At 38.5% G+C, this 12,078-nt stretch carries 9 protein-coding genes; 1 reads left to right on the top strand and 8 read right to left on the bottom strand.

From position 1 onward, the window contains the following. Positions 1 to 368 precede the first annotated feature (368 nt). From AB3M96_RS04110 to mnmH, 8 genes are all read right to left on the bottom strand, one after another. Positions 369 to 587, bottom strand: coding sequence for a hypothetical protein (locus AB3M96_RS04110; protein WP_412966304.1), 219 nt, complete (start codon positions 585 to 587; stop codon positions 369 to 371). A 39-nt stretch (positions 588 to 626) separates the two neighbouring features. Further along, positions 627 to 2,102 (bottom strand): NCS1 family transporter, encoded by a 1,476-nt coding sequence (locus AB3M96_RS04105; RefSeq protein ID WP_412966303.1) that lies wholly within the window; start codon positions 2,100 to 2,102, stop codon positions 627 to 629. A 105-nt stretch (positions 2,103 to 2,207) separates the two neighbouring features. Next, complete coding sequence (hydA, locus tag AB3M96_RS04100; protein ID WP_412966302.1) at positions 2,208 to 3,626, bottom strand: dihydropyrimidinase; 1,419 nt, start codon at positions 3,624 to 3,626, stop codon at positions 2,208 to 2,210. Between the two features lie 11 nt (positions 3,627 to 3,637). Beyond that, positions 3,638 to 4,924 carry an NAD-dependent dihydropyrimidine dehydrogenase subunit PreA gene (gene preA, locus AB3M96_RS04095; RefSeq protein ID WP_412966301.1) on the bottom strand — a complete coding sequence of 429 codons (1,287 nt, stop codon included), beginning with the start codon at positions 4,922 to 4,924 and terminating at the stop codon, positions 3,638 to 3,640. A gap of 16 nt (positions 4,925 to 4,940) precedes the next feature. Then, a complete protein-coding gene (locus tag AB3M96_RS04090; protein ID WP_412966300.1) occupies positions 4,941 to 6,311 on the bottom strand; it encodes an NAD(P)-dependent oxidoreductase in 1,371 nt (456 codons plus the stop codon). Between the two features lie 85 nt (positions 6,312 to 6,396). Continuing rightward, positions 6,397 to 7,287 (bottom strand): nitrilase-related carbon-nitrogen hydrolase, encoded by an 891-nt coding sequence (locus AB3M96_RS04085; RefSeq protein WP_412966299.1) that lies wholly within the window; start codon positions 7,285 to 7,287, stop codon positions 6,397 to 6,399. A gap of 506 nt (positions 7,288 to 7,793) precedes the next feature. Continuing rightward, a complete protein-coding gene (locus tag AB3M96_RS04080; protein WP_412966298.1) occupies positions 7,794 to 9,110 on the bottom strand; it encodes a DUF5667 domain-containing protein in 1,317 nt (438 codons plus the stop codon). Positions 9,111 to 9,550: 440 nt separating this feature from the next. Then, complete coding sequence (gene mnmH / locus AB3M96_RS04075; protein ID WP_412966297.1) at positions 9,551 to 10,612, bottom strand: tRNA 2-selenouridine(34) synthase MnmH; 1,062 nt, start codon at positions 10,610 to 10,612, stop codon at positions 9,551 to 9,553. A 337-nt stretch (positions 10,613 to 10,949) separates the two neighbouring features. Here mnmH and AB3M96_RS04070 point away from each other — a divergent pair, with 337 nt between their 5' ends. Then, positions 10,950 to 12,050: a CdaR family transcriptional regulator gene (locus AB3M96_RS04070; protein WP_412966296.1), complete on the top strand. Its 1,101-nt coding sequence runs from the start codon at positions 10,950 to 10,952 to the stop codon at positions 12,048 to 12,050. Positions 12,051 to 12,078 lie beyond the last annotated feature (28 nt).

Below are 12,078 nucleotides of genomic sequence, written 5' to 3'. Positions count from 1 at the left end.
ACACTTTCTCGGGCAGTTAGAACACCTTTAATCGACCCAACTTCTCTTCACTACTCTTTCTCGGGCTGTTAGAACACTTCTTATCGACCCAAATCTCCTTCACTACACTTTCTCGGGCAGTTAGAACACTTCTTATCGACCCAACTCTTCTTCACTACACTTTCTCGGGCAGTTAGAACACCTTTAATCGACCCAACTTCTCTTCACTACTCTTTCTCGGGCTGTTAGAACACCTCTAATCGACCCACAACCATTTCAGTTCCCAATCTCGGTCGATTACATCAAGTCTCATCGACCGAAAACCTTCCTCATCAACTTTTCGGTCGATAACCATCAAACTCTCCACAAGCATCAGACAGTGAAAGAACTCAAGCACCTTCCTTTTGCTGCTTAATCAGCATAACCGAGAAATACTTCCTCCCCTCAGGTGTAACAATATGCAACGTTTCCGCTTCAGCGTTCTTCCCATTCTCAAAATTCACATAAGCCCCATTTAGATTCTCTGTAATGCTGGCAATTTTATATCCTTTTTGCAGCAAGAAATCTATTCGATCTCGTTCCTGTAGAAACTGTTGGTATTCTGACATTCCTAAAACACCCTTTCTAAAAAATGGTACCAATATAAATTAAGCTTTCGTATCAACTGGTGCGTCAGGTACAACTACTAACTCCTCAGCAGTGGCAATCTCCCAGTCACGTCCAACCGTTATACCCAGATACTTTTCGTCGCTTGGGTCTTCTATCTCTGCCTGGATATACTTTTTGAAATACCAATGTTTCGCCAACACATAGTACACAATCGCTCCAACACCAAAACCAACGAAGAAGGAATACGCTGATAACCAATATGCAGCAAAACCGCCAATGATCCAAGCTATCATCCCTGCCCAGTTAATACCACTTGAATATTTAAACTGTCCATCTTCCTCATATAACTCTGGAACGTTGACTCTTCTTTTTCGAAGTACATAGTAATCTGTAAACAGAATTCCTACGATTGCGGACAAAATCCCTCCGATAATTAATAACGCTGGAATGATTACTCCAAAGAGATTCCATGGTTGAACCACAATCCCAACAATACCAGCTAAAATAACCCCAGCCCAGAATGGAACCTTTGGTCCTCCAACATTTGAGAATATGGTTGCAGCAGGAACAACGTTTGCAGATGTATTTGTCGACCATTGTGCAAGTACAATCATTAATAATAGAATACCTAAGATAAATCCACTTGCTGCCTCTTGTAAACCTACAACCGGGTCATAGTTAAGTACAGCAACATAAGAAACTGCACCAATGACAACCATAAACAAATTCACAAGTGGCATGGCAATAACACTACCAGCTATTTGCGCTTTATTTCGCTTAAACCAGTTGCGTTCATACTTTGGTGCCTTAAAAAATCTAGAAAGTGACGGCATGTCAGCTGCAAGTGTCGCCCAGAAGCCCATGTTTGCCATTACAACTACCATAAATGCAGTAAATGCTGCGCCTCCTGTAACTGGGCTTTCAACCCATGTCCAGACATCTCTTCCCTGCTCAACTGCTCTATCTGAGAGAGCAACATACATCCAAGCAGAAATTATGATAATGATTGGTGCTGCTAAATCTGCGAATCTCTCAATTGCCTTAATACCTAGAGCAGTGTTAATTAATTGGGCGGCAGCGAATATCAAGAAACAGACGAACCAATTATCAAAACCAAATAGGGCGTTTAATATGGCGTTCATTGCGGTAGACCCAAAATACGTATTGATACCAAACCAACATGATGCTGTAACACCACGGACTAACGATGGTATATGAGTACCTAGCGTACCAAATGGTGCCCTCATATAAACTGGGAAGGATAGCCCATGTTCGACCCCAATATCACCAATTATTGTCATGAAGATCCCAATTAACACGGATCCAACGATGGTAGCGACGATTACCCATGCTAAGGGTAAATGTTTAATCCCATCTCCTCCAATGGCAAATGCAGCTAACACTACAGCCATTCCAACCCAAATGACCGCAAAACCAAAGGTACTGATTTTTCGTTCTCCATGACCAATCGGCAGTAGATCTGGAGACTTCAGATAATTACTTTTGCTTTTCATTGAAACACCCCTTTTAGTATTCTTAATATTCTGAAATATTTACTCGTAAAATATCAGCTATATTTGAGGGAAAGGCGATTTCTCCTTTCCCTCATTAACAAAGGGTTACATTGTAACAGTTTTATTTTTGTTTATTTCAACGCTTTCCCCATACTTTGCGCGTTTCAAATATTGCCCTGCCCCAAGCTTACCAACGAATTGCTTATCTCTTATGACAAATTCTCCACGTGATAGTACTGTTACCGGCTCACCTGTAACCTCCATACCTTCAAATGCACTATAATCTACAGCCATATGATGAGTTTCAGCGGAAATGGTTCTTTCTACTGTTGGATCAAAAATAACGACATCTGCATCTACTCCAACTGCAATTGTCCCTTTTTTAGGGTACAAGCCGAACAGCTTTGCAATTCGTGTTGACGTAATATCAACAAATTGATTTAATGAGATTCTTCCCTTTTTCACACCTTCTGAGAAAAGAAGTGTCATACGGTCTTCAATGATTGGACCCCCATTTGGAATCTTTGAAAAATCACCTTTTCCTAAATCCTTTTGGCCTTTAAAATCAAATGAACATTGATCAGATCCAACTGTTTGAAGTTGACCTGTTTTAAGTGCATTCCAAAGGACTTCCTGATTCCATTTCTCACGTAAAGGTGGTGACCAAACATATTTTGCACCTTCAAAATTAGGCTTTTCTAAATAGGTTTGATCTAGGACTAAATATTGCGGACATGTTTCTCCCCACACTTCAAACCCTTTACTTCTTGCCTCTGCTATTTTAGCTGCAGCCTCAGCACATGACACGTGAACAACATAAAGCTGTGAATTAGTAAGTCCAGTAAAAGTAGCGGCTCTTCCTGTTGCTTCTCCTTCAATTTCCGGCGGACGAGTTAACGCATGATAAATGGGATCTGTATTTCCTTCGGCTAATGCCTTCTTCACTAAGTAATCAATTACATCCCCATTCTCAGCGTGAACCATAACAAGGGCACCAAGTTCTTTCGCAGCAACCAATGTATTAAACAATGTTTCATCATCAGCTTGTAGTACATTTTTATACGCCATAAAAACTTTAAACGATGTTATTCCCTCTTCCTCGATAACTGATGGGAGTTCATCTAGCACTGTTTCATTTATTTCGCCGATCATAAGGTGGAACCCATAATCAATAACAGCTTTATCCCTTGATTTTGCATGCCATACATCAATTGAGTTTTTTAATGGCTCTCCTTTATTCGTAATGCAAAAATCAATGACTGTCGTTGTGCCACCGAATGCTGCAGCAATTGTACCTGTTTCAAAATCATCCTTTGTAACAGTTCCTCCAAACGGCATCTCTAAATGAGTATGGGGGTCAATGCCTCCTGGAAATACATAGCATCCTTTCGCATCTACAATTTCAGCCCCTCTAGATGCGAGGTTTTCTCCGATTTGACTGATTACTCCATTTTCAATAAAAATATCTGCTTGAAAGGTATCTGTTGCAGTTACAATGGTTCCATTTTTAATCAGTTTCTTCATACTAATCCTCCTTATTTTTTTACTGAGTCCACTTTACACGCTACTGCACCTAGGGCTGCTTGACGTTCATTCCATGACATCGGTGGAAGCTCGCTTGGTAACTCAACCATGTCAATTGCACCATCAACGGGACATACAATTGAGCAAAGGTTACAACCCACACAATCCTCTTCACGTACCTTTAAAATGTTGTATCCATTTCCATCCTTCAGCATGTCAATACATTGATGAGATGCGTCTTCACACGCAATATGGCACTTATTACAGTTGATACAAACATCATTATTGATTCTCGCAACAATCTTATAATTGAGATCAAGGTCTCCCCAATCAGAATATTTTGGGACTGACTTGCCGACAATGTCCATAACTGAAGAGATGCCTTTTTCATCAAGATAATTACTGAGTCCCTCAATCATGTCTTCGACAATACGGAACCCGTGATGCATAACCGCGGTACACACTTGAACACCTGCCGCCCCCATTAACATATATTCAACGGCATCCTTCCAATTGGAGATTCCTCCAATACCTGAAATTGGCACAGGAATATATGGGTTTCGGGCACATTCTCCCACCATATGAAGGGCAATAGGTTTCACAGCCGGGCCACAATATCCACCATGAGCTCCTTTTCCAGCTACATGAGGGATGGTATTCCATGTATCCAGATCCACTCCAGCTAAACTATTAATTGTATTTATCATACTAATCGCATCCGCTCCACCTCTAACAGCAGCTTCAGCAGTAGCGGTAATATCAGTTATATTTGGAGTCAGCTTAACAATAACCGGCGTTTTCGAAACCTCTTTTACCCAATAGGTCTGCTTTTCTACAAGCGATGGCACCTGTCCCGATGCAGAGCCCATTCCTCTTTCTGCCATCCCATGTGGACATCCAAAGTTAAGTTCTAAACCATCTACTCCTACATCCTCTACCCGTTTTACAATCTCATGCCACTTCTCCTGTTGCGGCTCAACCATTAATGAAGCAATAATTGTATGATTAGGAAAAAGCTTTTTCGTTTCGGCAATCTCTTTTAAATTGACCTCCAACGGTCTGTCTGTAATTAGTTCAATATTATTAAAGCCTGCCACCCGTTGCCCATTAAAACTAACTGCCCCAAATCGGGATGTTACATTTAAAATAGGGTCACCTAAAGTCTTCCAAACAGCTCCTCCCCAGCCTGCCTCAAATGCCCGCTGGACTTGGTATCCAGAGTTAGTTGGAGGAGCAGAAGCAAGCCAAAATGGGTTAGGCGACTCAATACCTGCTAAATTGATCCGTAAATCTGCCATGGTTTTCCTCCTTTTTTTAAACTGTTTCAGTCACAGCACCGAATATTGCTTGATGAATTGCATAGGCTGTCTCTTTTCCTTGCTGTGCAGCTGAAACAACCATTGCTTCTCCTTGGCCTTTTCCGAAAATCACATCTCCACATGCGAATACCTTTTCGTTTGATGTTTGGAATGTATCAGGGTCAATTTTTACAACTCCACCATTATGTTCTAATCCAAATTCTTCAATTAGCTTCGTGTATCTTGATTGACCAATTGCCTTAATTACTGCATCTACATCTAGCGTAAATTCAGACCCCTCAACTGGGACAGTCCTTCTTCGACCATCATCTCCAGGCTCACCGAGCTGCATTTTAATACATTCAATGGCTTTTACTCTTCCTTGTTCATCTCCAATAATTTGTTTAGGTGCAGTAAGCCAACGGAATTCTACACCATCCTGCTTTGCAAACTCATATTCAAAATCATAGGCAGTCATTTCTTCAATCGTACGTCTATATAGAATTTTCACATTATCGGCTCCAAGGCGAACGGAGCATGTTGCGCCATCAATCGCTGTATTTCCAGCACCAATTACTACAACCTTTTTTCCAAGTAATGAATCTGAAATTGGATTTGTCTTCGTTTCTTTTACAAAATCAATAGCATCATATACTCCATCTAGTTCTTCACCTTTTATACCTAAACTAGGAACCTTAGACATTCCTATCGCTAGAATAACAGCATCGTAGTTTTCAAGAAGTTCCTCTACTGCTACATCTTGCCCCACTCTAGTGTTCGTTTTAATTTTCACATCCAATCTTTCTACCTGTTCTACCTCCCAGAAGGATATTTGCTGTGGAAGTCTAAACGATACGATTCCGTAGGTATTCAATCCTCCAGCTTTTTCCTCTGCCTCATAAATAGTAACATCGTAGCCTAGTAGACCCAGTTCACGAGCAGCAGATAATCCTGCAGGACCTCCACCTACAATCGCGACTTTTTTCCCATTCTTTTCGCCTGGCCTAAACAATACCTGCTCATTTTTAATAGCCCAGTCTGTAGCATAGCGCTGTAGATTTCCTATCATTATTGGTTTGGTAGAATGATTGAGAACACAAGCCCCTTCACAAAGTTCCTCCGTTGGACAAACTCGCGCACAGCTTGCACCGATAGGGTTTGAAGTCATAATTGTTTTTGCAGAGCCTTTTAGATTTCCTGAAGCAATCTTTTTAATAAATGTGGGGATATCAATTCCTGTTGGACAAGCTGTTATACATGGGGCATCATAGCAATACAAGCATCGGTTTGATTCTTCAATTGCTTCCCGATTTGTTAACCCTGGATGAACTTCATTGAAGTTTTTAGCCAAATCTTCATACGAAATACGAGAATTAGCATTACTCAAAAAGAAAACCTCCTTTTTTCAAACGTAATGATCGATTATTTAGAATGGGCTTTACACTCTATGTAAAGCCCCACCATTCACTCTTTTATGGAAGCAGAGCTGTCATCTCCTGATACGTTTCCGGTCTACGGTCACGGTAAAATTGCCAAACATCACGAACTTCCCGAATCAGCTTTTTATTCATTTCTCCTATGATTACTTCATCTTGGTCGCGACTTCCCATTGCCACAAAATTTCCTCTTGGGTCAACTAGATAGGATTGGCCGTAAAACTCTCCCATGTTCCAAGGTCCTTCAAAACCAACACGATTAATAGCACCAAGATAATAACCATTTGCTACTGCATGAGCTGGTTGTTCAAGTTTCCATAGATACTCTGAAAGTCCAGCTACAGTTGCTGAAGGATTAAAAACGATTTCTGCTCCTTTCAGTCCTAGTATTCTTGCCCCCTCAGGGAAATGACGATCATAGCAAATGTAAACACCTACTTTTGCAAAAGCTGTATCAAATACTTGATAACCTAAATTTCCAGGCTTAAAGTAAAACTTCTCCCAGAATCCATACCCTTCATTCCCAACTCCAACATGCGGAATATGCTGTTTTCGGTATTTTCCTAGATATGTGCCATCCGCATCAATAACTGCAGCGGTGTTATAGTATGTAGCAATCCCTTCACGCTCGTAGATTGGAAGAATAATAACTACCCCAAGCTCTTTCGCTAAATCCTGAAACAGCTTAGTAGTTGGCCCATTCGGAATTTCTTCCGCTGCATCATACCATTTTGTATTTTGTTCAGAACAAAAATAAGGTCCATAAAAAATCTCCTGTAAACAGATGATTTGTGCACCCTTAGTCTTTGCTTCTCTCACAAGTCTAATATGTTTCTCAATCGCCCTTTCTTTGTGTACCTCTACAGGTTGATTTCCATCAACTTCATTTGAAGCCTGAATCAAACCAATCACAACATTATCAGACATAGAAAAACCCCCTTCTTATTTTTAAATTGCACTATATGAGATGAACCATATTAGCAATTTGATAAACTTGTTAACAGAAAGCGTTTTCATAGATTTTTTATTTAAATAGACTGGAATTATTTCAACCTCACTTACAGAAATACTATCTGAAAATTAAAACTTTGTGTTTATTTTACTTTTTTTAAGGGGTGTTTGCATTATACATAATGTTAAAATATATAAGCTGTTTTTTATGCAATATGTAAAGGTTTGTAAGGTTTATTAACAAGTAAACATTGATTTTACAATATTTGTGTAGGAATACTTTTTTGTGTTGTCGAAAGTTGAGATGTTAGTCGAGGAAGATTTTAGTACAAGTTTATTGTACTTATACGTATATGCTGTGGTAGGGAGAGATTATTCTTTGATTCTTTTATAAATTTTGGTAGTAGTCAATGTATTTTCCCATACGTCCGAACAAAAAAATAAACCTACTACGTAGAGTAATAGGTTTATTTCGATATTTATTATTCTTTACCTTTTCCGTTGTTGTTGCCATTACCGTTACCTTTATTGCCATTACCGTTGCCGTTGCCTTGACCGTTACCTTTATTGCCATTACCGTTGCCGTTGCCTTGACCGTTACCTTTGTTCTGACCATTTTCTTTCTTTTCTTTTACTTGTTCTTGCTTCTCAGCTTTTTTAGCTTGTGCTTCTTGCTTTTTAGCTTCTGCTTTCGCTTGGCCTTGTGCACGCTTTTCTTCAGCCTTAACAGCTTTCTCTTCCTTCTTAGTTACTACTGGAGCAGCAACTGGAAGTACTTCTGCTTCCTCTTCAACATCTGTTTCTTCAACTACTACTTCTTCTTGATCAGCAACTGTTTCTTCAGTAGTTTCTTCAACTACTACTTCTTCTTCTACAACCTCTTCTTCAGTTGTTTCTGTTGCAAACTTAGCAGCTTTTGCTTCAAGCTTTGCAAGCTTTTTATCAAGTTTTGCAAATGACTTTTGGATGTTTTTCATTAGTGCTGCTTGTGCAGTTGGATTTTTAACCTTCGCTAAAGCTGCAGTTAATGCATCAATATTGTTAGCTAATTTTACTTCAACTTCATCTACTTCTGTTTCAGTTTCTTCAACTACAACTTCTTCTGTTTCTTCCGTAGCTTCTTCTTCAACTACTTCTGTTTCTTCCGTAGCATTCTCTTCAACTACTTCTGTTTCTTCCGCTGGTTCTTCAGATACTTCTTCACCAGAAGTTTCTTCAGAGTTAGCTAATTCTTCAGCAGCAGATTCTTGAGTCGCAATTGCTTCTTTTAAAAGAGCTTCTGCTTCTTCAGTTTTACCTTCTGCAAATAATGCATTTGCTTCTGCAATACGTTCAGCAGCAAAGTCTGCTAATAAACGTGCTTCTTTGTAATCATCAAAAGTAACTGCTAGACGTACTTTTTCCATCATCATTTTTACGAAGTAAAAGAAATCACCAGGTACTAAAGAAGGTGCTTCTTCTTTTTCTTCATCAACAACTGCATCTTCTTCAGTTGCAGTTTCTTTTTCAGCTACAACTTCTTCTTCAGTAGTTGTTTCTTCAGTTACTACTTCTTCCTCAGTTGTAGATTCTTCTGTTCCTTCCTCTTCAGAAGCAACGTTTTCTTCATATAAATCCGTTTCAACTGAAATCTCTTCAGTTGCAGGTACTTCTACAGTTTCCACTTCTTCTACAACTGTTGTATCAGTTGTTACAGTTTCCTCTTCGTTTGCAAATACAGATGGAGTTGCTAAAGATAAAATAAGTGCTGAAGCTACTGTGCCACTAATGACACGTTTTTTAAACTTACCGTTTTTCATGTATGATTTCCTCCTAGTTTTGATTTACGATAAAGCATTCGACGAAAGCCGACATGTTTGTGTCCGTATTCTGAAAAAAATCATATAATATATTTTTTGTTTTTCATATGGAAAAATTCTTCCAACCCCCTAAACCTAGGAGCAGCAAGGATATTCATAGAAGAGACAAGCAAAAAAAAATACAGAACAATTACAAAATTTAATACAATATCTAGTTTTTTGGTTTTACTTTCTGATTCTTGTAGCACCAAATAATCTTTTAAGTAATTCAAAAATCACCCCAATAGTTAATGCTGTTAGCACGATTGCAATAATGAAACTTTTAATGGTAAGCAAAAATATTTATTATCGCAACAAATAAGATGGTTATCATAATAGCTATATACATTTTTCTATAAATAAACAAAAAAACAGTGATATGAAACCACTGTTTACTTCAACTATTTATTTACCTTGATATTCCCTACTTTTTCAAATAAAATCTTTTCAATTTCCTGTACCGCTTCTTCAGTATTTTTCACATGAAGTACAGTGCTTTTCTCAGGATCAATCTGTTCAGCTGTATGATAGTATTTTGGATCATAATAATATTCCAACAGCAATTTAACTGCCGATTTATAATCCCCAGTTTGTAAATCCTTCTCAATTTGAGCTGCAATTGGGGTATGAATTCTCTTTTTTAATTTTTGAAAAGCAAGCATACATTGATCAGCATATTCCCATGGACGATAATCGTCCAAAATGTTAAGTACTCGTTCTTCCATTGGCAGATCAATGAAAATATGATGTCCATTAATTTTCTTTTCTAATAAAAAGTCTGGAACCGTTGCTCTTCCGACTCGCTTACTTTCAGCTTCAAATAACACATATGGAGAATTTTTCACTTCTAACGCTTGTTGAACAAATAATAATTCAAACATCTTTTGATTATGTGGAGTTTTACCGATTTGTCCAAAAACAGAACCGCGATGATTCGCCATCCCTTCAAGTTCTAAAACCGGATAACCCTTTTCCTGCAAGCTTTGAAGTATTTTCGTTTTCCCCGATCCTGTATATCCATTTATAACAATGGCTTCTGATGTGAATGTAGACGAAAGCTTTTCAAGAGTGCCTACAACCCATGTCCGATAAGCATGGATTCCACCAACCAAACGCATTGTTTCAATTCCCATCAAGTCAACCAGGGTAGCAGATGTTTTACTACGCATCCCGCCACGCCAGCAATAGATCACTTTCGGTTCTTTATATCTAGAAAATGCTTTAATAAAGTCAGGGAGTTTGGCCGATACAATCTCCAGGCCTCTCTGTTTCGCAGCTTCAACACTCACCTGCTTATAAATGGTTCCAATCTCAGCACGTTCCTCATCTGTAAAAATTGGAATATTTACACTTCTTGGTATCGTTGACTCTTCAAATTCAGAAGGTGACCGCACATCTATTAATACAAGAGCCTGATCTTTCTGCATTTCTTGTAAATCTTCAACTGAAATATCTTGAAACATTACATTTCTTCCCTTCAAGTGTGTCTATCTATCAATCACTATGTCCACACATCCCCTATTATAAAACAGAAATGGGCTTCCTGCACAAAAACAACACCTGCTTTTACTGGTTAAAAAGCTATAAACTACCAAAATTGAACCTACTCTGAGGGTATAACTTGTCCTCGGGGAGGGTTTATGCATTTTAATTGAGATTTCTGCATTTTAAATCAAAAATATGCATGTTAGCAAGGTTATGGTCAACTAGATACCCTTTTGGGTAAACAAGAAATTCTACCAGCCAATACCAAAAAAATGCTAAAATTAATAGTAACAAATGCTAATTCGGAGGGCTTCCATGCTTATTCCATCTCTTGCAAAAAAAATCATACAAGAAGTACGTAGATTAATAGATGAGGATATTATCATCGTTGATACAACAGGAACCATAATCGCGAGCACTGAGTCAGGTAGACTTGGTAATTTCCATGAAGGAGCACTCCTTGCTAGTCGTGATCAAAAGAAAATAGTCATTACAAAAGAAATGGAAGAAACTTTACAAGGTGTACGAGCCGGTATTAATTTACCAGTCCTTTTTCAAAACAAGGTAGTCGGTGTAATTGGCATAACTGGTGACCCAGAGAAGATATCTCCATACGGTGAACTTCTAAAAAAAATGACAGAACTGCTTATCCAAGAAAGCTATTATGCTGAACAAATGGAATTAGATTCTCGTACACTTGAGACCTTTGTTTTTGATTGGCTTCAGATAAAGGAACCCACTTCGGAATTTTTAAGTAGAGCTGAGCTTCTTGGCGTTGAAATAAATACCGAACGTCAAATTGTGATGGCTTCAATTCACGGGGCGTCACTAACTATAAAAGAATTATCTAATCATATGCAACAGTTAATGGGGAACGAAGATCTTTTTGTCCGTTGGGGAAACGACCGATTTCTATTGCTGCTAACTCGGAAACAAAAACCACAGCTAGTTGAGTTTCTACTAAAATTGAAGAACGAATTTGAAACTCAATATAACTTAAAAATATCGTTCGGTGTCGGCCAAATTGTACAAGGCTATAAGCTACGTAAATCATTTGATGAAGCAGAGCGTGCGCTTCAAGTTGCAAAACGTATTTCAGGTATTCAGTTCGATGACGAGTTGACATTAGAAATGTTACTTCAAGGAATTAGTAATAATGTAGGGGCAGAGTTTGTCCTCCGAACAATCGGTGACCTCCTCTTAGACCCAGTTTTAATAAAAACCCTGCAAGTTTTTATAGAAGAAAATCAATCCATAAAACAAACATCCGAGTCGCTGCATATCCACGTCAACACACTTCATTACCGTTTACAAAAAATTGAAGAAATTACAGGATTGCATCCAAGGAAATTCACAGATTTAGCAACTCTATACCTAGGGCTATTATTAGAGGAATATCCAAAAAAGAACTTCTAAATTAATCATATTTTGTAGAAACACACAT

This window comes from Ferdinandcohnia jepli, assembly GCF_047246645.1.
GTDB lineage: Bacteria > Bacillota > Bacilli > Bacillales > Bacillaceae_L > Ferdinandcohnia.
This window is presented reverse-complemented; position numbering and strand designations above follow the sequence as displayed.